Below are 24,854 nucleotides of genomic sequence, written 5' to 3'. Positions count from 1 at the left end.
GTGCTGCAGTCAGCATCGCGCCTCGTGCCAAGTCAATCGATGCGATACACGTCGCCGTTGTGCGGCGAGGCGCTTTCGTGGAACAGGTCTTCCAGAAACTGCGCCAGCTCATGCTCTTCGACAAAATCAGGGATGACAAAGCCCGAAGGCGTGCGCTTGCCATCGGCGCCCACACGGTACGCCTGCCACAGCGCGCCTGCGCGCCGTACCTCGACGATGCGGCCAAAGACGTTGAAGCGGGGGTGCGGGTTCGGTGGTGCTTCCATGGGGTACCGATCTATCCTTCGGCCTCTTGCCGAAAACCATCGCAGATCACCACCCACGCGGCTTTGGAGGCCACGTGGATGTGTTTCTGGGGCGGTGTGTCAAAAGGGGTATCGAGCGTTCCCAGCGGCACGGCCACCCACTCGGCATAGGTGCCGTCGCGGTGCCACAGCAGGGGCGAGCCACACACCGAGCAGAACGTGCGCGTGACCTTGGGCGAAGACTGATAGGTGCGAACCAGTGCCTGGCCCGACACAAAGCGATGGTACTCGCGCCGCACGCTGCCATAGCTGCCAAACGCCGCACCATGCGCCTTGCGGCACATCGAGCAATGGCAGTGCGATGCACCCTGCAACGGCGCCGTGGTTTCGTAACGCACGCCACCACACAGGCAGCTGCCTTGGTGCACAGCAACAGGTGCGGTCATGGCGCCACCGATGCGATCAAGTCCACCTCCACGGTGGCATTCTTGGGCAGTTGCAGCACGCCCACCGAGGTGCGGGTGTGGGCCCCCGCCGGGCCCAACACGGCAAACAGCAGGTCGGACGCACCATCGGCCACCTCGCTTTGCTGCGTAAAGGTGGGCGCCGACTGCACGTACACAGTGATGCGCAAAATGGACTGCACGGCGTCGAGCGAACCCAGCGAGCGCTGCAGCAAGGCCAGCGCTCGCATGGCACACACCTTCGCAGCCTTTTGCGCATCGGCCAGCGTGGCGCCCGCCCCGGCGGCGCCCGTGACCACGACGGTGTCGCCCACGCGCGGAATCTGGCCGCTCAGGTAAATGTGGTGGCCATCGCGCACCAGCGGCACATAGTTGCCACCGATCTTGATCTCGCCATCAAAGCTGTACCCGAGGGCCAGCGCTTGCTCCAGAAAACGTGCATCGCGTGACATGAAAAATGGCTCTCCTGCAAAAACAACAACAGCTCGCCGCCTGCCCTGATAGTGGCGATGTCTGGGCTACATAAATCGCGCAAACGGGTCCACCAGCGAGGCGATCGACACCGCACCAGGCGCCACGCCAGCGTCACGCCGCGCAGACTCCGGCCCAGCAGCCACCGGCACGGCAGGCAAGGGCTGCATGCGGCGGCCATACACGCGCTGCACGCGGTCGTCGAGCGTAGGGTGTGTGTCCAGCCAACGCTCCATGCGGCTGCCGCCGTCCACATCCACCAGCAGCATGTGCTGCACGGCCGGATGGGCCAGGCCGGTGTGGACGGGGTTCTCGGCATACCCGGCCGGAGTATCGCGGCGCTGGGCCATCACCTTGCGCAGCACACCACCCAGGCCATCCTTGCTGCGCGTCCACTGCACGGCGCGCGCGTCAGCCAGGTATTCGCGCTGGCGCGACACCGCCGCCTTGAGCATGCGCCCGGTGAGCCAGCCCGCCAAACCCGCCACCATGATGGCCGACCCAAACCACCAGGCCAGGCCACGTCGCTCGCGCATCGCGTTGCCAAAGTTGTAAACCAGCTCCAGCCCGAACACCATGCCCGCCAGCCGCATCTTCAGGCGCGTGTCACCCTCGTGCAGATGGCTTAGCTCATGCGCCACCATACCCTGCATCTCCTCACGGGTGAGGTAGTCCAACGCGCCCTGCGTCACGGCAATGACGGCATCGCTCTCGTCCCAGCCCGCAGCAAACGCATTGATGGCGTCGGTACGCGGCATGACCATGATCTGCGGGCGTGGCATGTGCGCGGCAATGCACAGCTCATCCACGATGTTGGACAGCCGCTGCTCAGCGTGCGACAGCGAAGGCCGCAACTCGCGCGCCCCTACGCGGCGGGCCAGCTTGACACCGCCTGCGCGCAGGTTGGACGTCTCGACCCACCAGCCGCCCAGCACCAGCATCAACGAGACGCCCACATTGGCGGCCAGAAAACCCTGCGGAAATGGCAAATGCACCGGCAGCACCGCCACCATCAGCCACCAGGCCAAGGCCAGGGCGGCATGCACCGCAACGACCAGAACGGCCACGGCAAGCGCAAAGCCCAGCAGCAGGCGGCGGGTCTCGCTGCGCGCGTTGTGCTGGTGGTCCCAGAATTTCATGGGTGCAGGAGTGGGAAGGTCAGAACTTCACGCGGGGTGCGGCGCGCTCTTCGTCGGACTGCGTGGAAGCCAGCATGGGCGCCGGAGCAAAGCTCAGCAGGCGCGCGACGACGAGCTCGGGGAACTGTGCTGCCGCATCGTTGAACTCCAGCGCCTGGTCGTTGTAGGCCTGGCGTGCAAAACCGAGGCGGTTTTCGGTGCTGGTGATCTCCTCGGACAGCGACTGCATGGTGGCGTCGGCCTTGAGCTCAGGGTAGCTCTCGGCCACCACCATCAGGCGGCCCAGGCTGCCACCAAGCACACCTTCAGCGGCGGCCAGCGCCCCCATGGCGCTGGCGCTTTGAGGGGCTGCGCGCACTGCTGCAACCGCTCCCTGCGCCTGGCTGCGGGCCTGGATGACGGCCTCCAGCGTGGCGGCCTCGTGCGCCAGATAGCCACGCGCCACCTCCACCAGGTTGGGGATCAGGTCGTACCGGCGCTTCAGTTGCACGTCGATCTGGCCAAACGCATTGGCAATGCGGTTGCGCAATTGCACCAGCCGGTTGTAGACCGTGACAGCCCACACCAGCACTGCGACCAGCACAACGACCACGACCCAAGCGGTTGCCGACATACCCCACCTCCTGTATTTGTTGGAGCGGGCATCTTAGAGCCTGTTGAAGAGCTCCCAGGGGATCATCAACGGCCTGTGACCTGGCGCCACATCAATGACTGGCTACACCCCTTTGTTGCGCATCCAGTCGGCGGTGCCCATGAAGCTCTCCTTCAGCCGCACACGCAGGTCTGTGGGCACACCGGTCTCACCCATGGCCTGGTCCATACAGGCCACCCACTGGTCCCGTTCCTTGATACCAATAGCAAACGGCATGTGGCGCGCGCGCAGGCGTGGGTGGCCAAACTGGTCGGTGTAGTACGAGGGGCCGCCCAGCCAACCGCACAGAAACATGAAGAGCTTTTGCCGGGCCTGACCCAGGTCGCTGCCATGGGCGGCGCGCAGTTCGGCGTAGCCGGGCTCCAGGTCCATCAGGTCGTAGAAGCGCTCGGTCAAGGCGCGCACGCGCTCTTCGCCGCCGATCCATTCAAAGGGAGTGATGGCCACGGGAGTTTCAGCGGAGGAGGACGGAGTGGTGGATTCCATGGGGGCTGCAAGGGGGGATTGCCAAGCGGTGTTGGCCAACCTTCGATTATAGAAATTCACGGTTTTTACGCGCCTGTCGAACCCAGGACCGGGTCACGCCTCACGCCATGCGAAGGCCCACCGCCCGCTCGCGCTACTCCAACACAGCCCGCAGTTGCCGCGTGGTCACCCCCAGGCGGCGGGCGCCGATCTGGGCCAGGTTGTTCATCACCGTAAGCGCCGCCTCGGGGTACTGCCGGGCCCAGGCATCGAAATGCGCGCGAGACAACCGCACCAGGTGCGCCGGGCCACGTTCGGAGCCAGCGCAGGCGCTGCGGGCCGCGCCGTTGAGGAAAGCCATCTCACCAAACGCCATGCCCGGGCCAACCGTGGCAAGGCGCAAGCCCTTGTCGGGCGGCCATTGGGTGACCAGCGTGATGTGGCCAGACTTGACCACCAGCAGGTCGTGGTCTGTGTCCCCCGCATGGAACACCACACCGTGCGGCGGCACGGCCTGCGGCACCAGCAGCGCCTGCAAGGCCTCCGCGGCGGCCTTGGGCACCCCCTCGCCCACCTCCCCCAGCAAATCACGCTCCAGGCGCGCAGGGCGTTGCTCGATGGGGCGCTGGGACAGGATGCCCACCTCGGCCCATTCCAGCGCCCGGTCCAGGTCGGCAAAGGCGCGCACACGCTCCCCCACATGTTCGGCGGCCATCGGGTCCAGCGCCGCCACGGCGGCTGCAATGCCCTGCTGGTCCAGGTCACGCACCAGCGCCCGCAACTGTGCCAGTGCCGTGCTGTCCCACGCAGGCACACGGCCCGCGTCCAGAATCACCCAGCGGTGGCGCGGCAGCTGCAGCATGCGCACCTGCTCGGCCAGATGGGCGGCCACCCCAAACGACATCACGCCCTGCAGCTCGAACACCGCCACTTGGTTCATACGCGGCGATAGCCAGCTGTCCGACCCAGCGCGGCGCAAGCGCCGTGATCGCAGCTCGCCATCCAGCCGCACATGGCGCAGCACCGTGGCGGCAGAATCGTGCAGCAGCACAAACGTGGCCACCACCAGCCCGGCCACCAGCGCCCCCACGCCCCCCATGACCGCAAACACCAGTGCCACCAGCCAGCTCTGCGCCCAGGTCACCCGCGACCGGCGCGCATAGCGCAGCGACCACATGAGGCCCGGCACCTGCATCAGGCCCGCCAGCACCAGCCCCCCTGCCAGACAGGCCATGGGCACCCAGTGCAACCACCACGCCCCGGTGACCGCCACCCCCAGCATGATGGCGGCGTGCCAGCGCGGGGCATCGCGCGAGGCGCCCGCCTGCGCCAGCACGATGCGCGAACGCGAGGCGCTGGTGGACGCCGGAATCATGCCCACGAGCCCGCACAGTGCACCCAGCAGGCTCTCGCGGCGCAGGGCCAGATTGGCGTTGCCACGCAGGCCATGGTCCAGCTCCAGTTCCTGGTTGAACACCAGAATCTCCAGGCTATTGACCAGCGCCATCAGCACGGCCAGCACCACCAGGGCCGAGCCCTGCTGACGGGCCAGCGCCATCCAGGGAATGCCGGTCCAGTCGGGCAGCATGGGCCAGGCAAACACGCTGGGCTGCACGGCAGGCACAAACACGCTGCCCAGCCCCACGCCCCATACCCCCGCCAGCGCCACGGCCAGTGCCACCACAGCCACCGCCGATAGCAGCCCCGGCATGCGGGGCCAGCGCTGGCGCAGCGCCCAGGCCAGTGCCACCACCGTCAGCGCAGCCAGCAGGTGCCAGGCTGTGCGTGCGTCCCACAGCGCGTCGGCACCGGCGCCAAAGCCATTGCGCACCTGCCCCACCACCATCGACAAGCCCACGCCTGCCGCAAACCCGTGGGTGACCGAGATAGGCAGAAACCGCGCCACCGACGCCAGCCGCAGCACCCCCAGCAGCCACTGAAACACAAAGGCCAAGGCCACCGTGGCCCCGCTGACCGCCAGCACCTGGCGTGCGCTCAAGCCCAGACTGGGCGCCGCGCCATGGGCGGTAGCCAGCACGGCAGCAAACAGCAGCGCCACCACCGTGGTCGGCGCATACACCACCCCGGCACGGGGTGTCGCCAGGGTCAGCAGCAGGCCGGGCAGTGCTGCCGACCACAAAGCCAGCGCCGCCAGCGAATGCTCGCCCGCCAGTGGCGCAAACGCCAGCAGCCCCAGGCCCACCGCATGGGGCACCGTGACCGCCGCCGCAGACCACGCCGCCGCTGCGCCCGAGGGCTGCGGCGCGGACGGGCCGCCCACCTCAGCCCCCGCCAAGGGCTCGGCACGGCGATGCAGCGAGGCAGCTACAGGCGCGATCGATGGCATGGAGGGGAACTACCAAACCACAGGCACTGCGCGCCTACAGGCCGCGCGCCGCAAAGGTGTCGCAGGTCTTGACACTGCCACTTTGCAGGCCGCTGTTGAACCAGCGCTGCCGCTGGGCACTGGTGCCATGTGTGAAGCTCTCGGGCACCACGGCGCCGCCGTTGGCGCGCTGCAGCGCGTCGTCGCCAATCTTGGCGGCGGCATTCATGGCCTCTTCCACATCGCCCTGCTCCAGGATCTGGCGGGACTTTTGGGCATGGTGGGCCCACACCCCGGCAAAGCAGTCGGCCTGCAGCTCCAGCCGCACCGACAGCGCGTTGTATTCCGCCTTGCTCACGCGGCCCCGCATCTGGTCCACCTTGGCACTGATGCCCAACTGGTTCTGCACATGGTGGCCCACCTCGTGGGCAATCACATAGGCCTGGGCAAAGTCGCCCGGTGCACCCAGCCGGGTCTTGAGGGTTTCGTAAAAGCCCAGGTCGATGTAGACCTTCTGGTCAGCGGGGCAATAGAACGGACCCATGGCTGCCTGTCCCGTGCCACATGCTGTGGGCGTAGCGCCCCGGAACAACACCAGGCGCGGGTCCTGGTAGCGCCCGCCACCCTGGCGGAACACCTCGCCCCACACGTCCTCGGTGTCGGCAAGCACCGTGGACACAAAACGCGCCATGGTGTCGTCGGCGGGCGGACGGTGCGCGGGCGCATGGGGCTGCGTCTGCACCTGGGGTGCAGGGCCGCCGCCACTGAGCAGTCCCAGGATGGTCAAGGGATTGATACCCAGCACCCAACCACCCAGCAGCGCGATCACGATGGTGCCTATGCCAATGCTGCGCCCACCAAACACTGGCGATCCGCCGCCACCCCCCTCGTCGCGGCGGTCTTCCACGTTGTCGGACTCGCGATTGCCTTCCCATTTCATTGCGTCTCTCCAGCGCCCTCCAGACGGGGCGGCCAAGCCTCCATGTTACGCGCGGGGCCGCCCTGGCGCGGACGATTTACGATGTGTTCCACCCCATTTTTCCCCGCCTTTCATGCCCTCTGCAGCACACCACAGCGCGCCCCGAGGCGCACGGGGCGGTTTTGTGCATGTGCCCTGGCTCAGCGGCCAGGGCGAGCCCCACCTGCCGCTGCGCGACATGGTGCGCGGCATCCATGCCGCCCTGTTGGCCGCAGTGCAGACGCCGCAGGACATCGCGCTGCAGGCAGGGGCCACGCATTGATGGACACGGCCTCCATGGCGGGCCTGAACCGACGCCCAGCCCCTGCCGGGCTGCGTTGGGCACTGCACATGTGAGGGCTTCTCCGCTCCCACGCCAGCGGCATGCTGTGTACAGTCCCCGCATGCTTTTAGCCCCCTCTTTGACCTCTCTCGGCGTGCTGGATGCAGCCGCCACCGCTGCGCGGTTGCCCTGGTCCGATCTGGCCGACGAAATAGCCGCCTTGCTGCAGGACCACACCGTGGCGGTGCCGCCACGCGCCGTGCTGCCGCTGGCGCAAGGCGGCAGCCTGTTTGTGATGCCTGCCACGGATCAATCGGTGGCCATGACCAAGCTCATCACCTTCACCCCAGGCAACGCAGGCACAGGGCGCCCGTCGATCCAGGGCGATGTGGTGGTGTTTGACATCGCCACAGGTGAGCGCCGACTGGTGCTGGACGGGCCCACCGTCACCGCGCGGCGTACCGCCGCTGTCTCGCTGCTAGCAGCCCGGCACCTGGCGCAGACGCCGCAAGGCCCCTTGCTCATCGTCGGTGCAGGGGTGCAGGGCCTGGCACATGCCGAGGCGTTCATCCACGGCCTGGGCGTGCGCGAGGTATGGATTGCCTCGCGCAGCAGCGCCAGCGCCGAGGCCCTGGCGGCGCAGGTGCGCGCCCTGGGCGCCCAGGTACGGGTGGTGGCCGATGCCGATGCCGCCGTGCCCCACTGCCCGCTGATAGCGACCTGCACCACGGCCAGCGCGGTGGTACTGAGCGCCCCGCCCCGGCCCGACGCATTTGTGGCAGCCGTGGGCGCCTTCACGCCCGCCATGGCAGAGCTGGCTCCCGCACTTTGCCAGCATGCGGCGCGGCACGGACGGATCGTGGTGGACACCAGCGATGCCCTCCACGAGGCGGGCGACCTGCTGCAGGCGGGCCTGGACGTAGCCGCGCTGCCCACGCTGGCCGACGTGGTCAGCGGCCTCAGTGCCGCAGCCCCCACGCACCACTCGGGCCCGGTGCTGTTCAAAAGCTGCGGCTGGGCGGGGTGGGACCTGGCAGCCGCCCGGCTGGCCCTGCGCCACGCCAGCCCCACAACTTCTGCGACGCGCTCATCGACGACCACACCCGCATGATGCCCATCACGCGCTTTTCAACCCACAGCCTGCGCATGCAGATCGCGCTGGTGTTTGGCACGCTGGTGGTGGGCCTGGCGGTGCTGCTGTCGCTGGGGTTTGGTGAGCTGCTCAAGCACCGTATCCAGCGCGATGCAGGCAACTCGTTGCAGGTGGTGGCCGAAAACGCGGGCAAGCTGCTGGCCCTCGGCCTCATGCAGCGCAGCCTGGAGGCCGAGGTGATGGCCAGCGCCGAAGTGGTCTGGGCCAAGGGACTCGACTCTGCCGAGGCACAGCACATGCTGGCCCGCAGCCAGGCCATGCAGCCCACCAACGTCTGGATCGGCGTGGCCGATGCGCAAGGCGTGGTGCGCAATGCCACGCGCGACCTGCTGGTGGGCCAGAGCGTGGCCCAGCGACCGTGGTTCCAACACGGACTTGAAGGGGTGCATGTGGGGGATGTGCACCCCGCCAAGCTGCTGGAGTCCCTGCTGCCCCCCACCGCCACCGGCGAGCCGCACCGATTTGTGGACTTTGCAGCCCCCATCCGCATCGGCCCCACCACGGTGGGCGTGCTAGGCATCCATGGCAGCTGGCAATGGACCCGCGAGGTGCTGGAGAGCCTCACCCCCGCTTCATCTGACGAAAGCGCGCTGGAACTGTTCATTTTCGACCGCGAAGGCCAATTGATTTTTGCACCCGGCGGACGGACCGAGGCAATGCGCGCCGCCGGACAGCGACTGCCCGAGGACATCAGTGTCAACAACAACCGCGACGGCGACCGCACACAGACCACCGTGGCGCAGTGGCAGGATGGCAAGCGCTACCTGACGGCTGCCACCCAACTGCAGCCACGCAACGCGGCCAGCGACCTGGGTTGGCGCATCGTGGCACGCCAGCCAGTTGAGCTGGCTTTTGCCGAGGCAGACAGCACCGTGCAACTGGCACTGGTGATTGGCCTGACGGCCGCGCTGCTGGCGTCGGCCCTGGCCTGGCTGGCTGCCCGGCGCCTGAGCGTGGACCTGTATGCACTGGCCGACGCGGCCAGCGCGGTAGAGGCCGGACACCCGGGCAGCGACATTCCGGCCATGCAAAGCAGCCGCGAGGTGCAACAGCTCTCCCAGTCTCTGGGCCGCATGACGCACCGCCTGCTGGCCGCCCGCGAGGCCATGGAAGAAAAGGTACGGCTGCGCACGCTGGAGCTGGAGGCCGCCAACCGCGCGCTGGACCTGCAGGCGCGCACCGACGCACTCACCGGCCTGCTGAACCGGCGCGGCTTTGAGAGCCAGATGGCGTTTGCACTGGCCCTGACGCGGCGCAGTCGCCGCCCCCTGAGCCTGATCACGGTGGATGTGGACCACTTCAAACGGGTGAACGACACCTACGGACATGAGGCTGGCGACGAGGTGCTGCGGCGCCTGGCGCGCACGCTGGAGTCGCGCCTGCGCAGCTCGGACGTGGTGGCCCGGCTGGGCGGCGAAGAATTTGTGGCATTGCTGCCCGACACTGACCTGGAAGGTGCCCAGTCCATTGCGCAGGCCCTGGTCACAGCCATGGCGGAGCAGCAAGACCCGGTCGTGGGCACCATCACCGTGAGTGCCGGTGTGGCCAGCATGCGCAGCGCCGAAGACACCAGCGCTGCCCTGCTGCGCAGGGGGGATGCAGCCCTCTACGAAGCCAAGGGCCAGGGGCGCAACAGGGTGTGTGTGGAGGTCTGAGAGGGCATGCGCGAGGGGCACCTGTCGGCACTTACCGACATTTGCTGGTGCGAACCTCAACCGCCGACGCCAGGAGCCTCGAAGTACGGCTGCAACTGCAGCGCCAACTGCCGCAACGCGGGGTCTGGTACAGCCAAGGCCACTGACAGCCGCTCCAGCGCATAGGGGTGGTGACCCAACATCATCGACATGTTGACGCAGTGGCCCTGAGCCGCCATGCGCAACACAAACGCATTCAGCATTTCACACGGCCAGTAGCTGGACGGTGCACCCGCAGGTCCGCAGAGACCATCGTTCGGCAGCCTGCCAGTCACGCTGGGCAGACCGCCCTGCACTGCAGCAGGAGCAGGAGCCGGATCTGAAACCAAGCGGGCGGCAGAAGTCTCAGCAGGAGAGGGAGCAGAAGGAGCAGCAAAGGTCAGCATGGTGAAACTCCGTCAGGCCCCGACAACATCCGAGGCCATGGCACCCATGCTATGAAACTTACCAACGCTTGCATTTCAGCCGAGGCGCAGGGTTCTTGTAGGACGCAGCCTCTGCGAAGCTGCGCTCTGAGAACCTGTTCAACTCAGGCTTTTGGCAGCGTCACGCCCACCTGGCCTTGGTACTTGCCACCCCGGTCGCGGTAGCTGACCTCACACACGTCGTCCTTGTCGCTCTCGAAGAACAGCACCTGTGCGCAGCCCTCGCCCGCATAAATGCGCGCAGGCAGCGGCGTGGTGTTGCTGAACTCCAGCGTCACGTAACCCTCCCACTCGGGCTCAAATGGCGTGACGTTGACGATGATGCCGCAGCGCGCATAGGTGCTCTTGCCCAGGCAGATGGTGAGCACATTGCGCGGGATGCGGAAGTATTCGACCGTGCGGGCCAGCGCAAAACTGTTGGGCGGGATGATGCAGCTGTCACCCTCAAAATCCACAAAGCTCTTCTCGTCGAAATTCTTCGGGTCCACCACCGTGCTGTGGATATTGGTGAACACCTTGAATTCGGGCGCACAGCGGATGTCGTAGCCGTAGCTGCTGGTGCCGTAACTGATGATCTTGCGGCCCTCGACCTCGCGCACCTGGCCGGGCTCGAAGGGCTCGATCATTCCGTGCTCGGCCGCCATGCGGCGGATCCATTTGTCGCTCTTGATGCTCATAGCAGAACTCCCTGCGCTGTGGCCCCTGCAGTGGTGGACTGCCGGGCGCTATTAAATACGTAGCTGGTAGCGCATGAATATCAAGCGCTAGAGCCGTATTTTGCTTGAGAAATCACTGTTTCTTGCACCACCCGGTCGTCACCGAGCACGATCAGCGCAAACAAAAGCTCATCCAGGTTGCGCGCCTGGCGGGTCTTGCGTGCCAAAAGTGGGGTGGCCTCTGGATTCAGCACCACAAAATCGGCCTCGCAGCCCGGCTGCAGATTGCCCACCACACCCGCCAGACCCAGCGCCTTGGCCGCGCCCGCCGTGTGTTGCCACCACAGCCGTTGGGGCGACAGGCTCAGGCCCTGCTTGGTCTGGCCCTCACGCCCCACGTAGTACGCCGCCAGCATGGTGTGGAACGGGCTGAAGCTGGTGCCCCCGCCCACATCGCTGGCCAGCCCATAGCCAAAGCCCACCCTGTCGGCACCGGCGTAGTCGAAAAACCCGCTGCCCAGAAAGAGGTTGCTGGTGGGACTGACCGCCGCCACCGCACCGGTGTCGCGCATCAGCGCACGGTCGTCGTCGTCAAAGTGGATGCAGTGCGCGTACACCGCACGTTCGCGCATGAGGCCAAAGTCGTCGTACACGCCCAGGTAGCTGCGCGCGGCGGGAAACAGCTCGCGCGCCCAGCGAATCTCGTCGCGGTTTTCGGCTACGTGGGACTGGATCCACACATCGGGGTAGCGCGCGGCCAGCTCACCCGCGCCGCGCAGTTGTTCATGGGTGCTGGTGGGCGCAAACCGGGGGGTGATGGCATAGCCCAGGCGGTCCACGCCGTGCCAGCGCTGGATCAGCGCGTCGGTGTCGATGAGGCTCTGCTCGGTGTCGTCGCGCACGCCGTCGGGCGAGTGGCGGTCTTGCAGCACCTTGCCGGTGATGAGACGCATCTGCTGGCGCTGGGCTTCGGTGAACAGGGCGTCCACCGACGCTGGGTGCGAGGTGGAGAACGCCAGCGCCGTGGTCACGCCGTTGCGCAGCAGTTCTTCAATGAAGAACTGCGCCACCTGTCCGCTGTATTCGGACTCTACGAAACGGGACTCGTGCGGAAAGGTGTAGTTCTCCAGCCAGGGCAGCAGGCCATCCGCTGGCGAGCCGATCACATCAGTCTGCGGAAAGTGGATGTGCATGTCCACAAACCCGGGGGCCAGAATGCGGCCCGGCAGGTGCGTGACGGGCTCGTGGGCATATTGCGGCGACAGCGCCTGCCAGGCCCCCGCCGCCAGCACCCGCTGGCGGCCCTGGGCATCCGGGCCAATGGCCAGCAGGCCATCTTCGTCATAGAGGGCGCAGCCGTCGTCGGCAAAGCGCAAAAGAGCAGATCGGTAAACAGGCATGGCGACAAGCTTAGCGGCAGGGGGCGCAGTTTGTATACGCAGCGCCCCATAGTGGCTATGGAGCTCAGGGAGCGCCGGTAGCTCGTGCAGGATCAGCGGGACAACTTGCCGACCACGCCGTCCACCAGCCAGTTCATCTGCAGGATTTGCGCATCGGTCAGCGCCTGCCCCGGCGCGATCCTCTCTTGTCCCTCGTTGTCGCGCACCGGAGTCTTGCCCGCGCGGAACGGCTGGAGCTTGCCCGCCCCAATGGCCTTTTGCGCGTTCAGCACTTCCTGCTGCACGGCGGCAGGCACGCGCGGGCCAAAGTCTCCGACGCGGATCATGCCCTCGCGCACGCCACCCCAGAGGTTAGCGCTCTTCCAGGTGCCGCTTTGCACGGCGCGCACGCGCTCGGTGTAGTAGCTGCCCCACTGGTGTGTCACGGCCACGATCTGCGCATCCGGCCCGGTGCGGCGCATGTCCGAGTGGTAGGCCACGGCCATCTTGCCGCGCTCCTGCGCAGCTGCCATCACGGCCGTGGAGCCCGTGTGGAACGCGATCACATCGACATCCTGATTGAACAGCGCCATGGCGGCATCCCGCTCCTTGGGCGGGTCGAACCACACATTGAGCCACACCACCTTGACAGTGGCCTGGGGATTGACCGAGCGCATGCCCAGCGTGAAAGCATTGATGCCCTGCAGCACTTCAGGAATGGGGAAACCCGCCACAAAACCAGCCACGCCAGTCTTGCTCATGCGGCCTGCGGCAATACCCGCCAGGTAACGGCCCTCGTAATAGCGCGCGTTGGCAGTGGCCACATTGGGCGTGGTCTTGTAGCCGGTAATGGACTCGAACTTCACATGCGGATAGTCCTGCGCCACCTTGAGCGTGGGCTCCATGTAGCCAAAACTGGGGGTGAAGATGATCTGGTGGCCCGTGGCGGCCAGGTCGCGAATCACTCGCTCGGCATCAGCGCCTTCGGCCACGTTCTCGACAAAGGTGGTCTTCACCTGTTGGCCCAGCGCGGCTTCGACGGCCTTGCGGCCTTCATCGTGCTGGCGTGTCCAGCCCGCTTCGGTGATGGGCGAGACATAAACAAACCCGGCCTTGACGGGCTCGGCAGCGCTGCCTTTGGCAGGTGTGGTCTGTGAAAAAACGGGGGAGAAAAAACAGGCGGCCACAAGCGTGGCTGCGAGGTTTTTGTACATGGTGGTCCTCTACATGGTCCCGAAAACAGAAAATGCAAAAGGCTGCCGGGACAGCAGCCTTTGTGGCGTATTTTAAGCGAGGGGCACTACCATGGGGTTTGCCACAGCCCGGAGCCCCGCCCCATGCCCATGTTTGTTGACACCTCGCCCCCCGGCCAATGCATCTTCTGCCGCCTGGTGGCGGGCGAAATCCCGGCAGCCACGGTGTATGAGGATCACCTGACCATCGCCTTCATGGACATCGGCCAGGTCAACCCCGGCCATGTGCTGGTGGCCACCAAGCGCCACGCCGCCACCTTGCTCGACATCACGCCCGAAGAAGCTGCTGCCGTCATGCAGACCGCACAACGCGTAGCCCAGGCCGTGCGCCTGGCCTTTGACCCACCAGGCATCACGCTGCTGCAGGCCAACGGGCGCGAGGGCGACCAGACGGTGTTCCACTTTCATATGCATGTGGTACCCCGCCACGCGCAGGACGGCATTGCATTGACGTGGCCCCGCAAGGAGCCGGGGCCCGCCGTGCTGCAAGCCTATGCAGACCAGATCCGCGCAGCGCTGCTGGGCGATTCACCCCCGCAGCTGGCGAATGACTGAGTGACGCTCAGTAGTCATGCTCCACACACCGCTCAAAGGCTTCCTTGAGCTTGTGCTCCCACACCCGCTTGTCCGCATTGCTCGCAAAGCTGGCCTCAAAACTGTTGAACGCCAGCTGGTAGGCATGTTTGGCCGTGAGGCCTGTGGCGGCAAACACCTGGGTGAAGTTCTCGTTGATGTAGCCGCCAAAGTAGGCGGGGTCGTCCGAATTCACGGTGGCGGCCAGCCCGGCGTCAAGCAACTTGCCAAGGTTGTGGTCAGCCAGATCAGGGAACACGCACAACTTCTGGTTGGACAGCGGGCACACGGTGAGCGCAATGCGGTCTTGCGCCAGGCGTTGCATCAGCGCGGCGTCGTGCACGGCCTGTACACCATGGTCGATGCGTTCGACCTTGAGCACATCGAGCGCGCTCCAGATGTAGGCAGGGGGCCCCTCCTCGCCCGCGTGGGCCACCAGGTGCAGGCCCAGCTCGCGGCAGCGCGCAAACACGCGGGCAAACTTTTCGGGCGGGTGGCCCAGTTCACTGGAATCGAGGCCCACGCCGACGATCTTGTCGAGCAGCGGCATGGCCTGCTCCAGCGTCTCGAAGGCTGACTCCTCGCTCAGGTGCCGCAGAAAACACAGGATCAGCGTGGCGCTGATACCCAGCTCGGTGCGCGCATCCTGGCAGGCCCGGTGCAGGCCGTTGATGACGGTCTCCATGGCCACGCCGCGTGCCGTATGGGTCTGCGGGTCGAAGAAGAGTTCGGCGTGCAGCACGTTGTCGCGCGCCGCGCGGCCCAGGTAGGCGCGCGCCATGTCATAAAAGTCCTGCTCGTGCAGCAGCACGCTGGCACCGGCGTAGTAGATGTCCAGAAAACTCTGCAGGTTGGTGAACGCATAGGCGCTGCGAAGGGCCTCCACACTGGCATAGGGCAGGGTCAACCCATTGCGCTGCGCCAGCGCAAAGATCAGCTCAGGCTCCAGCGAGCCCTCGATGTGGATGTGCAACTCGGCCTTGGGCATAGCGCGCAACAGGCCGGGCAGGCGATCGGCGGAAATAGGAGGGATTTTGAACATCAGCAGACTCCAAAGGTGATACCGCTCTGGCGCAGAAAGCGGCGGTAAGCAGATGATGCCTTGTCGGCAGCGGTATGCAACTCTGCGCGCAGGTCGAGCGGTAGGCACTGTGGCGTCTGCGACTCCAGCACGGGCTGGTCCTGCGTGAAGATGGTGTGCTGGAAGGCCTGCAGCTTGTCATCGGGCGAATCGAAATCTGCCACCGCCAGCCGAAACCACACCCGGCTGCGCACGGGCGTGACCGGGCAGATGAACAACGCAATGGACTCGCGCCAGCCGTCCACCGCCGTGGTGCCCGCCTCGGGCACCTTGGTCAACACGGCCGCGTAGGGCGCAGTGACTTCGTAGGTGTATTCGACCTGCGCGGCGGCCGTGGAATGCAGGTTGGACTGCGGCTGCCAGGCTTTGCAGCCCGTGGCCAGCAGGCCCGTGGGCGTAGGCTCCACACGGTAGTCGCCGATGGCCGTCGCCTCGCGGCTGCCGAGCCAGCCTTCGTGCACAAAGCCGAAATGCGACATGTCCAGAAAGTTCTCGATGATGCGCGGTGCACTGGCTGCAACGTCATAAGGGCCGCAGTTGAGCTTGCGCAGGCGGGCATCACCTTCTGCAGTGAACACGGGCAGCCCCTGGTCGCCCGGGGCAATGCGCACCCACACCAGGCCATGGGCCTCCTGCGCCTCGAAGTGCCGGGCGCAGTGTGTGGGCGGGGGCACAAATGCGGGCAGTGCAGGCACGTGTGTACATTGCCCACCGGCCGCAAACTGCCAGCCGTGGTAGGGGCACTCCAGCCGCCCCTGGGGCGTCACGCGGCCCAGCGACAGGCGTGCGCCCCGGTGCGGGCACTGGTCGGCCAGCGCGTGCACGGCGCCTTGGTCGTCGCGCCACAACACCACCGGTTGCTCCAGCACATGCACGGCCAGCGGGGCTTGTGCGGCTACGGCCTCTGACAGCGCCACGGGGTGCCACAGCGTTGATTCCACCATCGTCCTTGCTCCTGAAAACCTGCGGGCCTCTGGCCGAGGACCCTGTCAAACAAAAAAGGGCCACCCCAGGGCGGCCCTTTGCCACAGCAGCTCCGAAGAGCTGCTGATGGACGCGGTACGAATTACTTCTTGTCGCCGCCGGGGATCTTGCCTTCGACGCCCTTGACGTAGAAGTTGATGCCGCCCAGGAACTTGTCGTCGGCCACAGCGTCCTTTTCGAGCACGGGCTTGCCGTCCTGACCCACGATGGGGCCCTTCCAGATGCTGAAGCTGCCGTCGGCCAGGCCCTTCTTCACGGCTTCGACCTTGGCCTTGGTGTCGGCAGGCACGTCTTCAGCGATGGAGACGATGTCGATAGCGCCTTCCTTCACGCCCCACCAGCTTTGGCCCGAGGCCCAGTTGCCATCCAGCACGTCCTTGGTGGCCTTGACGTAGTACGGTCCCCAGTTGATCACAGCCGATGCCAGGTGGGCCTTGGGGCCGTAGGCAGTCATGTCGCTGTCCCAGCCGAAGGCGCGCTTGCCCTTCTCTTGGGCCGTCTTGAGCACGGCGGGAGAATCGGTGTTCTGGAACAGGATGTCCGCGCCGCCGTTGATCAGGCTGGTAGCGGCTTCGGTTTCCTTGGGTGGGCTGAACCATTCGTTCACCCACACCACCTTGGTCTTGATCTTGGGGTTGACCGACTGCGCGCCCAGCGTGAAGCTGTTGATGTTGCGGATCACTTCAGGGATCGGCACCGAGCCCACCACGCCCAGCGTGTTGGACTTGGTCATGGCACCGGCAATGATGCCCGCCATGTACGCGCCTTCGTAGGTGCGGCTGTCATAGGTGCGCATGTTTTCGGCCGTCTTGTAGCCGGTGGCATGCTCGAACTTCACGCCCTTGTTGTCCTCGGCCACCTTGAGCATGGACTCCATGTAGCCGAAGGTGGTGCCGAAGATCAGCTTGTTGCCCTGGCCGGCCAGGTCACGCAGCACGCGCTCGGCGTCGGCGGACTCGGGCACGCTTTCGACGAAGCTCGTCACGACCTTGTCGCCGAATTCCTTCTCGATGGCCTTGCGACCGTTGTCGTGGGCGAACGACCAGCCGCCGTCGCCCACGGGGCCGACATAGGCAAATGCGATCTTCAGAGGCTCTGGCTTGGGTGCCGGTGCTTCTGCCACAGGGGCCGGTGCTGGCGCGGGCGCCGGTGCCGGTTCTTCCTTCTTGCCACAGCCCACGAGGGCGGCAGCAGCCACGGCGGAGAGCGCTGCCACCTTGAGCATGGAGCGTTTCTGCAGATCAGTCATGTCGGTTTCCTTATCGAGTGAAGAAGTAAGACTTGCAAGGTTGCGGGACGAAAACATTAATTATGGGCCGATCTACCAAGGGGTAACCAGCATTTATGGCGGCGACCTTCGATTTCACGAGCCGGGGTAAAACGGCTTGCCCAACGAAGCTGGCATATTGATGCGAATCCACGCCGGATTGCGCGAGATCAGCGCCAGCACCACGATGGTGGCCACATACGGCAGCATGCTCAGCAACTGGCTGGCCACCTGCACACCCGTGGCCTGCAAATGGAACTGCAGCATGGTCACGCCACCAAACAGGTAAGCCCCAAGCAACACCCGTGCCGGGCGCCAGGTGGCAAAGGTGGTGAGCGCCAGCGCGATCCAGCCACGCCCGGCCACCATGCCCTCGACCCACAGCGGGGTGTAGACGGTGGAGATGTAAGCCCCGGCCAGCCCGCACAGCGAGCCCCCGGCCACCACCGCGGCCAGGCGGATGCGCCGCACCGGGTAGCCCAGCGCATGGGCAGACTCGGGCGATTCGCCCACCGAACGCAGCACCAGTCCGGCGCGCGAGCGGTACAGGAACCAGATCAACCCCGCCACCAGCAGCATGGTGAGGTACACCAGCGGATGCTGCTGGAACAGCGCGGGCCCGAGAAGCGGCACATCACCCAGCACCGGGATCGCGTACTTTGGCAGCTCCGGCAGCTTGGCCTGCACGTAGCTGATGCCCGCAAACGCCGAAAAACCCACGCCAAACAGGCTGAGCGCGAGCCCGGTGGCGTACTGGTTGGTGTTGAGCCAGATCACCAGCACGCCGAAGATAGCGGCCAGTACCGCGCCAGCGGCCATGCCTGCCCCAAAGCCCAGCCAGGTGTTGCCCGTGTGCACCACGGTGGCAAAGCCTGCAATGGCGGCGCAGAGCATCATGCCCTCGGCCCCCAGGTTGACGATGCCCGCCTTTTCGTTGATCAGCAGGCCCAGGGCAGCGATGGCCAGCACGGTGCCCGCGCTCAGAGTGGCGCCGATGAGCAGTGCATAAGACTCCATCAGACACCTCCTTTCTTGGTGCCCACCCAGCGGATGCGATAGGCAATCAGCGTGTCGCAGGCCAGCAGTGTGAACAGCAGCAAGCCCTGGAACACGCCCGTGAGCGACTTGGGCAGGCCCATGCGCGACTGCGCCAACTCGCCGCCGATGTAGAACATGCTCATCAAAATGGCCGACAGGATCATGCCCACCGGGTGCAACCGCCCCACGAAGGCCACGATGATGGCCGCGAAGCCGTAGCCTGCGGGCACATAGGGCGTGAGCTGGCCGATGGGCCCTGCCACCTCCAACGCACCGGCCAGGCCAGCGGCGCCGCCCGAAATCAGCAGCGCGGTCCACAGCGCGCGACGCGACGAAAAGCCCGCATAACGCGCCGCCGCTGGTGCCAGCCCGCCCACCTGCTGGGCAAAGCCCGCCCGCGTACGGAACAGGAACACCCACAAGGCCCCAGCGCCCGCCAGCGCCAGCAGCAGCCCGATGGACACACGCGAGCCCTGCATCAGGCGCGGGATCTGCGTCACTTTTTCGAAGGTCTTGGTCTGCGGAAAGTTGTACCCCATGGGGTCTTTCCACGGACCATAGACCAGGTAGCCCAGCACCAGCGTGGCCACATAGACCAGCATCAGGCTCACCAGGATTTCATTGGCGTTGAACTTGTCGCGCAGCAGCGCCGTAAGCCCCGCCCACACCATGCCACCCAGCACACCGGCCATGAGGATGGCGGGCACGATCCACGGGCCGGTGGTCTTGTCGGCCAGCAGGGCCATGCCCCCGGCGGCGACCGCGCCGATCACAAACTGGCCCTCGGCACCGATGTTCCACACGTTGGAGCGAAAACACACGGCCAGCCCCAGCGCAATCAATAACAGCGGCGTGGCCTTGACCATCAGTTCGCCCACGGCATACGACGTCTTGATGGGCTCCCAGAAAAACACCTGCAGCCCACGCACCGGGTCTTTGCCCAGCGCGATGAACAAGGCCACACCGATCAGCACCGTAACGGCCAGCGCCAGCAGGGGCGAGCCATAGGTCCAGAGCTTCGACGCCTGGGGGCGCGGTTCCAGCTTAAGCATGCTGCACCTCCCCGACTTGTTGTTGCTGTTGCTGCATTTGGGCTTGCTGCGCCAGGTGCGCCTGCACATCGGCATGCCACAGCCCACTCATCCATTCGCCAATGCGCTCCACCGTGGCCTCAGCGCGCGGCACGGAAGGCGACAAATGCCCTTTGGCCACCACATGCAGCCGGTCACAGATCTCAAACAATTCGTCCAGCTCCTCACTCACCACCAGCACCGCGCAACCTGCGTCACGCAGGGCCAGGATGGAGCCGCGAATCTGCGCCGCCGCACCCACATCCACGCCCCAGGTGGGCTGCGAGACGATAAGCAGCTTGGGGTTGGCGTCGATCTCGCGCCCCACGATGAACTTTTGCAGGTTGCCCCCAGACAGCGACTTGGCGGCTGCGTTGGGGCCACCCGCCTTCACGTTGAAGCGCCGAATGATGTCCTCGGCATGTTTTTGCAACGCACCCACCTTGATCCAGCCACTGCCACTGACCGAATTGGTGCGGGTGAGCAGCAGGTTGTGCGCCAGCCCCATGGTGGGCACTGCCCCCCGGCCCAGGCGCTCTTCGGGCACAAAGTGCAGGCCCAGCGCACGGCGCTGGCCGGGGCCCATGCGGCCCGCGTTCTGGCCCGACACCTGAACGCTCGCAGGCTCGGCCCGCTGGTCTTCGCCCGACAGCGCGTACAGCAGTTCTTTCTGGCCATTGCCCGAGACACCGGCAATGCCCACCACCTCGCCCGCCTTGACCTCGAACTGCAGGTCGATCAAATCCACCCCGAACTGGTCTGCGCGCGGCAGCGACAGGCCCTGCACACGCAGCACGGTGGCGCCGGTCTGCACCGCGCGGTGTTCCAGCGCGGGTGGTTCGGCGCCGATCATCAGCCGCGACAGGGATGCATTGGATTCTTCGGCCGGGTTGCACACACCCGTCACCTTGCCGCCGCGCAGCACCGTGCAGGCGGTACACAGCGCTCGGATCTCATGCAGCTTGTGGCTGATGTAGAGGATGCTGCAGCCCTCGCTGGCCAGCTTGCGCAGCACCACAAAGAGCTTTTCGACCGCCTGGGGCGTGAGCACCGAGGTGGGCTCGTCCAGGATCAGCACCTTGGGGTTGGTGAGCAGCGCGCGGATGATTTCTACCCGCTGCATCTCGCCCACGCTCAGCGTGTGCACGGGGCGCAGGGGGTCAATATCGAGGCCGTATTCGGCGGCCTTGGCAGTGATGCGCTGCGTGACATCGGCCAGCGTCAGGCTCTTGTCCAGGCCCAGCCACACGTTCTCGGCCACCGTGAGGGTGTCGAACAGGCTGAAATGCTGGAACACCATGGCAATGCCCAGGGCCCGCGCCTCTTGCGGGTTGCGCACCTGCACGGCCTGGCCGTTGAAGAACACGCTGCCTTCGTCGGGCTTGACCGAGCCGTAAATGATCTTCATCAGCGTGGACTTGCCCGCGCCGTTTTCGCCCAGCACGGCGTGGATTTCACCAGGCAGCACCGTGAGCGACACGCCGCTGTTGGCCACCACGGCCGGGTAGCGCTTGGTGATGCCCACCAGCTGCAGCCGTGGCGGCGCCGCACCAGGCGCAGAGGAATTGGGGGGTGAACTCATGCGGGGATTGTCTCTCAGTTTTACAACTTGTTATAAGAATGAAAACACCTCATGGCGCTTGTTCAGCATGCGCAAGCAGCTATTCTTTTCGTAGCGACGCAGCCACCGTTTTCACGCAGTCGCGCAGCCACGCGGCGGCGGCCGAATGGTGGGTGCGTGCATGCCACAGCTGGTAGTACATGAGGCGGGGGAACGTCACCGGACTGGGCAGAATGGCCAGAGGCAACTGGTCCACATACCGTTCGCAATACTGCCGGCCCGTGGTCAGCACAAGCAAGCTCGATGCCACGATGCTGGGGATGAGGCTGAAATGCGCACAGCGCGCCGTGATGTGGCGCTGCATGCCCAGGCTGTCCAGGTGCGCATCAATGACACCGCGCGCACCAGGGTGGGTGGGGGTGGGCGCGATGTGTTCGGCGGCCAGCCAGCTTTCCACGTCCCAGCCTCGCCGCACGGCGGGGTGATCCTTGCCCACCAGACACACCACCTCGTCGCCAAACAAGCGGCCCATGTGCAGGTCGTCCGGCGGCTGGGGCCAGTTGCCGATCACCACATCCACATCACCCTGCGCCAGATGCGCGTGGTAGTGCGCGTCGGCCGACAGGGGCAGGATTTCGATGGGGCACGAAGGCGCCTCCACCTTGATGCGGGCCACCAGCTGGGGCAGAAAAAGCGGGTCGAGGTAGTCGCTGGCGGCCACACGGAAGGTGCGGGTGGCAGTGCGCGGGTCAAACCCCCGCGCATCTGAAAACAAGGCCTCGGCCGAACGCAGAATGGCCCCTGCGGGCTCCACCATGCGCAGCGCGGCATCGGTGGGCATCATGCTGGCGCCCGAGCGCACCAGCAGCGGGTCGCCCGACAGGTCGCGCAGCCGCTTGAGCGCAGCCGACACCGCCGGCTGGTGCATGCCCAGGCGGACGGCGGCCCTCGATACGCTGCGTTCTGTGAGCACGGTGTGCAAGACCCTTATGAGATGGAGGTCTATCTTGTCGAAAAGGGCGTGGTCTCTCATACGGGGGCCTGCATTCTTGTCATACGCCATCACGTATGCCGCAGCATGGGTTTGCCGCGCTGTACCGTGTGGGTGGGAGGTGCCAGAACTTTAACCGCAGGTACCACGCGCCCACTGGGTGCCAAGCACCGCCTCAGCCCGCCGACGCCACCGCCCCACGCAATGCGGCAGCCGCCTCAGCGCGCAGCAGGCCGTGTTGCACGGCCACGGTGGGCCGGGCTGCCGATAGCAACTCCTCGCACCCTGTCGGCAGAACAGGGCCGCCCAGGGCCTGGGCAATGTCCTGCTGGGTGGCAGCGAACACCACGCGAGCAATACCCGCCCAGAACATGGCCCCGCTGCACATGGCGCACGGCTCGCCGCTGGCATAGACGGTCGCGCCCTTCAGGGCCTGCGGCCCCAGCGCTGCAGCCGCCTCGCGCACCAGCACCATCTCCGCGTGGCCCGTGCAGTCCTGTGTGGTGTTCTGGTTGTTCTGTGCCACCAACAGCACCTCCCCCGCCGGAGAAACCAGCGTGGCGCCAAAGGGGCTGTCGCCCCGGGCCCGCGCCTGCAGGGACGCGTCGATGGCGAGCCGCATGGCGGCTTGGTCGTGATCGGAGAACGGCATGGCGTGGATGGCGCGGGGCATGGAATATCTCCTCAGATTTCATCGATGGCGGTGGAGTGCGCGGTGGATTCAGCACCCGGCTGCTGCTGGGTGTGGTCGATGGCAAAACGCTCGCCGGTGCGCACATAAAAGCTCGCGCCAAAGCGCCCCACCGGGTGAAAGTCCTGCAGGCGCACTCGCCAGCGCTCGGTGTCCACCAGACCGTCGCGCACGCCCAACCACAACACACGGCCGATAAAGACATAGCGACTGGCGGTTTCCAGGGTCTCGTGCAGCACGCACTCAAAGGCCACGGGCGCTTCGGCGATACGGGGCGGCGCCACGCTGACCGACGGCACCGCCGTGAGCCCCGCATGCACCAACTCGCTCTCGTGCGGGGGCAGCGGGTCGCCGCAGGCGTGCATGCGCTCCGCCATGGCCTCGTCGGTGATATGCACCACAAACTCGCCGGTGCGCAAGATGTTGGCGGCCGTGTCCTTGAGCGCCCCACCCTGCAATCGGTTGATGCTGACCATGACCACGGGCGGGTCTTCGCCGAGCATGTTGAACATGCTGAAAGGCGCTGCGTTCACCGTGCCATCTGACCCCAGGGTGGTGATGAGCGCGATGGGACGCGGCACGATCAGGCTGGCCATGAGCTTGTAGCGCTGGTAGGCGTCTATGGTCGAAAAATCGATATCCATTGGCAGTCACTTTCTAGGGTGTTCGGGGCCGCCCAACACGCGGGCCGCTGCATTTCAGGGCTGCTGACCCACGATGCCATCCACATACCACTTCATGGTCCACAACTCCGACTCCGGCAACGTCTGGCCTGCTGCAAGGCGCTGCTTGCCCGCCTGGTCCTTCACCGGGCCGGTGAAAGGATGAAACTGCCCAGCCACGATGGCGGCACGTTGTTTCTCCACCTGCTCGGCCACATCGCGCGGCAGTTGCTTGCTGAAGGGCGCCAATTGCACGATGCCCTCCTTCATGCCCCACTTGGTGTCCTCGGGTTTCCATTGGCCCGCCAGCTTCTGGCGCACCTTGTGCACGTAATACACACCCCAGTTGAGCACGTTGCCTGTGAGGTGGGCGCGCGGCCCAAAGCGGCTCATGTCCGAATCCTGTCCAAAGGCATACAACCCTTTGCTCTCGGCCAGCTGCACGATGGCGGGCGAATCGGTGTTCTGGTAGAGCGTGTCTACGCCCTGGTTGATCAGTGCCTGCGCGGCGTCGCGCTCGCGCACCGGGTCGTACCAGCTGTTGATCCACACCACCTTGGCAGTCACCTTGGGGTTGACGCTGCGCGCACCCAGCACAAAGGCATCCAGGTTGCGGATGACCTCGGGAATCGGAAACGGCGCCACATAACCCAACGTGTTGGTCTTGGTCACACGCCCGGCGATGGTGCCCAGCAAGTAGGCGCCTTCGTAAAAGCGCGTCTGGTACACGCCCACATTGGCGGCGGTCTTGTAGCCCGAGCAATGCTCGAAAGCCACCTGAGGAAAGTCGGCTGCCACACGCACCGTCGGGTCCATGAAACCAAACGACGTCGTGAAGACCATGCCACAGCCATCGGACGCGAGTTGGCGGATAACCCGCTCGGCATCTGGCCCCTCGGGCACGCTCTCCACAAACACGGTCTCTACCTGTTTGCCGAATTCCTTTTCGACCATGCGCCGCCCCAGGTCGTGCTGAAAGCTCCAGCCCACATCCGAAACAGGGCCCGAATACACAAAGCCGATCTTGAGCGGCTTGCCTGAAGGCGCCGCCCGACCCAAGGTGGGCAATGCGGCAATGCTGGCGCTGGCGAGCGCCCGGGTGAGCAGTTGGCGGCGTTGCATGAAACGTGACTCCTGTACGTGGTCTGTGCGACAGGACATCCATCGCATCAAATCGTATACATACACAATTCATGCCAGCCAAAAATTTTGATTAACTATTTGTTTTTAAATGATTTTTAACATTTCTATTTAAGTATACGATACTGTTTTGGTGCACAAAGCCACCATCAGATCACTGAACACCCGCCCCCGCACCATCACGGTGCCTCAGCGCACAGGCTTTTCAGCCCGGGCTCAACGAACTACCCAAA

General features: G+C 65.6%; 26 protein-coding genes. 4 read left to right on the top strand and 22 right to left on the bottom strand.

Annotated features, from left to right (window positions below):
* Positions 1-32: 32 nt before the first annotated feature.
* The 8 genes from OIN59_RS16505 to ypfJ form a co-directional block, all read right to left on the bottom strand.
* Entirely contained in the window at positions 33-266 is a 234-nt protein-coding gene (locus tag OIN59_RS16505) for a DUF7661 family protein (protein WP_274112160.1), read from the bottom strand.
* Positions 267-277: 11 nt separating this feature from the next.
* Positions 278-691 carry a GFA family protein gene (locus OIN59_RS16500; protein ID WP_274112159.1) on the bottom strand — a complete coding sequence of 138 codons (414 nt, stop codon included), beginning with the start codon at positions 689-691 and terminating at the stop codon, positions 278-280.
* The gene (locus tag OIN59_RS16495; protein WP_274112158.1) at positions 688-1,161 is read right to left on the bottom strand and encodes a RidA family protein; all 474 of its coding nucleotides are present in this window, start codon (positions 1,159-1,161) and stop codon (positions 688-690) included. Before OIN59_RS16495 ends, OIN59_RS16500 begins: the two co-directional genes overlap by 4 nt.
* 66 nt (positions 1,162-1,227) lie before the next feature.
* Positions 1,228-2,319, bottom strand: coding sequence for a M48 family metalloprotease (locus tag OIN59_RS16490; protein WP_274112157.1), 1,092 nt, complete (start codon positions 2,317-2,319; stop codon positions 1,228-1,230).
* Positions 2,320-2,338: 19 nt separating this feature from the next.
* Positions 2,339-2,932, bottom strand: coding sequence for a LemA family protein (locus OIN59_RS16485; RefSeq protein WP_274112156.1), 594 nt, complete (start codon positions 2,930-2,932; stop codon positions 2,339-2,341).
* A gap of 102 nt (positions 2,933-3,034) precedes the next feature.
* Positions 3,035-3,457: a group II truncated hemoglobin gene (locus tag OIN59_RS16480; protein ID WP_274112155.1), complete on the bottom strand. Its 423-nt coding sequence runs from the start codon at positions 3,455-3,457 to the stop codon at positions 3,035-3,037.
* Positions 3,458-3,590: 133 nt separating this feature from the next.
* Complete coding sequence (locus OIN59_RS16475; protein ID WP_274112154.1) at positions 3,591-5,783, bottom strand: SulP family inorganic anion transporter; 2,193 nt, start codon at positions 5,781-5,783, stop codon at positions 3,591-3,593.
* 34 nt (positions 5,784-5,817) lie between these two features.
* Entirely contained in the window at positions 5,818-6,702 is an 885-nt protein-coding gene (gene ypfJ / locus OIN59_RS16470; protein ID WP_274112153.1) for a KPN_02809 family neutral zinc metallopeptidase, read from the bottom strand.
* A gap of 112 nt (positions 6,703-6,814) precedes the next feature.
* Between ypfJ and OIN59_RS16465 the strand changes: the two genes are divergently transcribed.
* From OIN59_RS16465 to OIN59_RS16455, 3 genes are all read left to right on the top strand, one after another.
* Positions 6,815-7,003 (top strand): C15 family peptidase, encoded by a 189-nt coding sequence (locus tag OIN59_RS16465; RefSeq protein ID WP_274112152.1) that lies wholly within the window; start codon positions 6,815-6,817, stop codon positions 7,001-7,003.
* A 121-nt stretch (positions 7,004-7,124) separates the two neighbouring features.
* Positions 7,125-8,114 carry a delta(1)-pyrroline-2-carboxylate reductase family protein gene (locus tag OIN59_RS16460; protein WP_274112151.1) on the top strand — a complete coding sequence of 330 codons (990 nt, stop codon included), beginning with the start codon at positions 7,125-7,127 and terminating at the stop codon, positions 8,112-8,114.
* Complete coding sequence (locus tag OIN59_RS16455; RefSeq protein ID WP_274112150.1) at positions 8,111-9,811, top strand: sensor domain-containing diguanylate cyclase; 1,701 nt, start codon at positions 8,111-8,113, stop codon at positions 9,809-9,811. Before OIN59_RS16460 ends, OIN59_RS16455 begins: the two co-directional genes overlap by 4 nt.
* 56 nt (positions 9,812-9,867) lie before the next feature.
* Here OIN59_RS16455 and OIN59_RS16450 read toward each other — a convergent pair whose 3' ends face one another.
* The 4 genes from OIN59_RS16450 to OIN59_RS16435 all read right to left on the bottom strand — a co-directional run bounded on the left by OIN59_RS16450 (position 9,868) and on the right by OIN59_RS16435 (position 13,524).
* Entirely contained in the window at positions 9,868-10,236 is a 369-nt protein-coding gene (locus OIN59_RS16450; RefSeq protein ID WP_274112149.1) for a hypothetical protein, read from the bottom strand.
* Positions 10,237-10,379: 143 nt separating this feature from the next.
* Positions 10,380-10,952 carry a dCTP deaminase gene (dcd, locus tag OIN59_RS16445; RefSeq protein WP_015012892.1) on the bottom strand — a complete coding sequence of 191 codons (573 nt, stop codon included), beginning with the start codon at positions 10,950-10,952 and terminating at the stop codon, positions 10,380-10,382.
* An 80-nt stretch (positions 10,953-11,032) separates the two neighbouring features.
* The gene (gene guaD, locus OIN59_RS16440) at positions 11,033-12,331 is read right to left on the bottom strand and encodes a guanine deaminase (protein ID WP_274112148.1); all 1,299 of its coding nucleotides are present in this window, start codon (positions 12,329-12,331) and stop codon (positions 11,033-11,035) included.
* Between the two features lie 92 nt (positions 12,332-12,423).
* A complete protein-coding gene (locus OIN59_RS16435; protein ID WP_274112147.1) occupies positions 12,424-13,524 on the bottom strand; it encodes a BMP family ABC transporter substrate-binding protein in 1,101 nt (366 codons plus the stop codon).
* 123 nt (positions 13,525-13,647) lie between these two features.
* Here OIN59_RS16435 and OIN59_RS16430 point away from each other — a divergent pair, with 123 nt between their 5' ends.
* Positions 13,648-14,118: an HIT family protein gene (locus OIN59_RS16430; RefSeq protein ID WP_274112146.1), complete on the top strand. Its 471-nt coding sequence runs from the start codon at positions 13,648-13,650 to the stop codon at positions 14,116-14,118.
* Between the two features lie 7 nt (positions 14,119-14,125).
* On the opposite strand, the gene OIN59_RS16425 is transcribed toward OIN59_RS16430, so the two are convergent.
* The 10 genes from OIN59_RS16425 to OIN59_RS16380 form a co-directional block, all read right to left on the bottom strand.
* Positions 14,126-15,178, bottom strand: a complete 1,053-nt coding sequence (locus OIN59_RS16425) for an adenosine deaminase (protein WP_274112145.1) — start codon at positions 15,176-15,178, stop codon at positions 14,126-14,128.
* Positions 15,178-16,161: an aromatic ring-hydroxylating dioxygenase subunit alpha gene (locus OIN59_RS16420; protein WP_274112144.1), complete on the bottom strand. Its 984-nt coding sequence runs from the start codon at positions 16,159-16,161 to the stop codon at positions 15,178-15,180. Before OIN59_RS16420 ends, OIN59_RS16425 begins: the two co-directional genes overlap by 1 nt.
* Before the next feature lie 122 nt (positions 16,162-16,283).
* A complete protein-coding gene (locus OIN59_RS16415; protein ID WP_274112143.1) occupies positions 16,284-17,450 on the bottom strand; it encodes a BMP family ABC transporter substrate-binding protein in 1,167 nt (388 codons plus the stop codon).
* Between the two features lie 114 nt (positions 17,451-17,564).
* Positions 17,565-18,485 carry an ABC transporter permease gene (locus OIN59_RS16410; protein ID WP_274112142.1) on the bottom strand — a complete coding sequence of 307 codons (921 nt, stop codon included), beginning with the start codon at positions 18,483-18,485 and terminating at the stop codon, positions 17,565-17,567.
* On the bottom strand, positions 18,485-19,558 hold the full coding sequence (locus OIN59_RS16405; protein ID WP_274112141.1) for an ABC transporter permease: 1,074 nt from the start codon (positions 19,556-19,558) through the stop codon (positions 18,485-18,487). The genes OIN59_RS16410 and OIN59_RS16405 overlap by 1 nt, the downstream gene beginning before the upstream one ends.
* Complete coding sequence (locus OIN59_RS16400; protein WP_274112140.1) at positions 19,551-21,158, bottom strand: ABC transporter ATP-binding protein; 1,608 nt, start codon at positions 21,156-21,158, stop codon at positions 19,551-19,553. The genes OIN59_RS16405 and OIN59_RS16400 overlap by 8 nt, the downstream gene beginning before the upstream one ends.
* A gap of 79 nt (positions 21,159-21,237) precedes the next feature.
* Complete coding sequence (locus OIN59_RS16395) at positions 21,238-22,170, bottom strand: LysR family transcriptional regulator (protein WP_274112139.1); 933 nt, start codon at positions 22,168-22,170, stop codon at positions 21,238-21,240.
* 133 nt (positions 22,171-22,303) lie between these two features.
* Positions 22,304-22,801 carry a nucleoside deaminase gene (locus tag OIN59_RS16390; RefSeq protein ID WP_274112138.1) on the bottom strand — a complete coding sequence of 166 codons (498 nt, stop codon included), beginning with the start codon at positions 22,799-22,801 and terminating at the stop codon, positions 22,304-22,306.
* Positions 22,802-22,812: 11 nt separating this feature from the next.
* Entirely contained in the window at positions 22,813-23,463 is a 651-nt protein-coding gene (locus OIN59_RS16385; RefSeq protein WP_274112137.1) for a flavin reductase family protein, read from the bottom strand.
* A gap of 54 nt (positions 23,464-23,517) precedes the next feature.
* Positions 23,518-24,603, bottom strand: coding sequence for a BMP family ABC transporter substrate-binding protein (locus tag OIN59_RS16380; protein WP_274112136.1), 1,086 nt, complete (start codon positions 24,601-24,603; stop codon positions 23,518-23,520).
* Positions 24,604-24,854 lie beyond the last annotated feature (251 nt).

It is taken from the genome of Acidovorax benzenivorans, from assembly GCF_028680575.1.
Taxonomy (GTDB): Bacteria; Pseudomonadota; Gammaproteobacteria; order Burkholderiales; family Burkholderiaceae_C; genus Acidovorax; species Acidovorax benzenivorans.
Note: the sequence above shows the minus strand (reverse complement) of the source record. Positions and strands in the feature narration are given on the sequence as shown.

What these genes read in the sequence shown, in the direction of transcription:
- OIN59_RS16480 (WP_274112155.1), bottom strand. Translation starts at nt 3,457, where the DNA reads ATGGAATCCACCACTCCGTCCTCCTCCGCTGAAACTCCCGTGGCCATC.
- OIN59_RS16490 (WP_274112157.1), bottom strand. Translation starts at nt 2,319, where the DNA reads ATGAAATTCTGGGACCACCAGCACAACGCGCGCAGCGAGACCCGCCGC.
- OIN59_RS16460 (WP_274112151.1), top strand. Translation starts at nt 7,125, where the DNA reads ATGCTTTTAGCCCCCTCTTTGACCTCTCTCGGCGTGCTGGATGCAGCC.
- OIN59_RS16415 (WP_274112143.1), bottom strand. Translation starts at nt 17,450, where the DNA reads ATGACTGATCTGCAGAAACGCTCCATGCTCAAGGTGGCAGCGCTCTCC.
- guaD (WP_274112148.1), bottom strand. Translation starts at nt 12,331, where the DNA reads ATGCCTGTTTACCGATCTGCTCTTTTGCGCTTTGCCGACGACGGCTGC.
- OIN59_RS16390 (WP_274112138.1), bottom strand. Translation starts at nt 22,801, where the DNA reads ATGCCCCGCGCCATCCACGCCATGCCGTTCTCCGATCACGACCAAGCC.
- OIN59_RS16495 (WP_274112158.1), bottom strand. Translation starts at nt 1,161, where the DNA reads ATGTCACGCGATGCACGTTTTCTGGAGCAAGCGCTGGCCCTCGGGTAC.
- OIN59_RS16475 (WP_274112154.1), bottom strand. Translation starts at nt 5,783, where the DNA reads ATGCCATCGATCGCGCCTGTAGCTGCCTCGCTGCATCGCCGTGCCGAG.
- OIN59_RS16505 (WP_274112160.1), bottom strand. Translation starts at nt 266, where the DNA reads ATGGAAGCACCACCGAACCCGCACCCCCGCTTCAACGTCTTTGGCCGC.
- OIN59_RS16485 (WP_274112156.1), bottom strand. Translation starts at nt 2,932, where the DNA reads ATGTCGGCAACCGCTTGGGTCGTGGTCGTTGTGCTGGTCGCAGTGCTG.
- OIN59_RS16500 (WP_274112159.1), bottom strand. Translation starts at nt 691, where the DNA reads ATGACCGCACCTGTTGCTGTGCACCAAGGCAGCTGCCTGTGTGGTGGC.
- OIN59_RS16455 (WP_274112150.1), top strand. Translation starts at nt 8,111, where the DNA reads ATGATGCCCATCACGCGCTTTTCAACCCACAGCCTGCGCATGCAGATC.
- OIN59_RS16435 (WP_274112147.1), bottom strand. Translation starts at nt 13,524, where the DNA reads ATGTACAAAAACCTCGCAGCCACGCTTGTGGCCGCCTGTTTTTTCTCC.
- OIN59_RS16385 (WP_274112137.1), bottom strand. Translation starts at nt 23,463, where the DNA reads ATGGATATCGATTTTTCGACCATAGACGCCTACCAGCGCTACAAGCTC.
- OIN59_RS16425 (WP_274112145.1), bottom strand. Translation starts at nt 15,178, where the DNA reads ATGTTCAAAATCCCTCCTATTTCCGCCGATCGCCTGCCCGGCCTGTTG.
- OIN59_RS16380 (WP_274112136.1), bottom strand. Translation starts at nt 24,603, where the DNA reads ATGCAACGCCGCCAACTGCTCACCCGGGCGCTCGCCAGCGCCAGCATT.
- OIN59_RS16410 (WP_274112142.1), bottom strand. Translation starts at nt 18,485, where the DNA reads ATGGAGTCTTATGCACTGCTCATCGGCGCCACTCTGAGCGCGGGCACC.
- OIN59_RS16465 (WP_274112152.1), top strand. Translation starts at nt 6,815, where the DNA reads ATGCCCTCTGCAGCACACCACAGCGCGCCCCGAGGCGCACGGGGCGGT.
- OIN59_RS16400 (WP_274112140.1), bottom strand. Translation starts at nt 21,158, where the DNA reads ATGAGTTCACCCCCCAATTCCTCTGCGCCTGGTGCGGCGCCGCCACGG.
- dcd (WP_015012892.1), bottom strand. Translation starts at nt 10,952, where the DNA reads ATGAGCATCAAGAGCGACAAATGGATCCGCCGCATGGCGGCCGAGCAC.
- OIN59_RS16405 (WP_274112141.1), bottom strand. Translation starts at nt 19,558, where the DNA reads ATGCTTAAGCTGGAACCGCGCCCCCAGGCGTCGAAGCTCTGGACCTAT.
- OIN59_RS16420 (WP_274112144.1), bottom strand. Translation starts at nt 16,161, where the DNA reads ATGGTGGAATCAACGCTGTGGCACCCCGTGGCGCTGTCAGAGGCCGTA.
- OIN59_RS16395 (WP_274112139.1), bottom strand. Translation starts at nt 22,170, where the DNA reads ATGAGAGACCACGCCCTTTTCGACAAGATAGACCTCCATCTCATAAGG.
- ypfJ (WP_274112153.1), bottom strand. Translation starts at nt 6,702, where the DNA reads ATGAAATGGGAAGGCAATCGCGAGTCCGACAACGTGGAAGACCGCCGC.
- OIN59_RS16450 (WP_274112149.1), bottom strand. Translation starts at nt 10,236, where the DNA reads ATGCTGACCTTTGCTGCTCCTTCTGCTCCCTCTCCTGCTGAGACTTCT.
- OIN59_RS16430 (WP_274112146.1), top strand. Translation starts at nt 13,648, where the DNA reads ATGCCCATGTTTGTTGACACCTCGCCCCCCGGCCAATGCATCTTCTGC.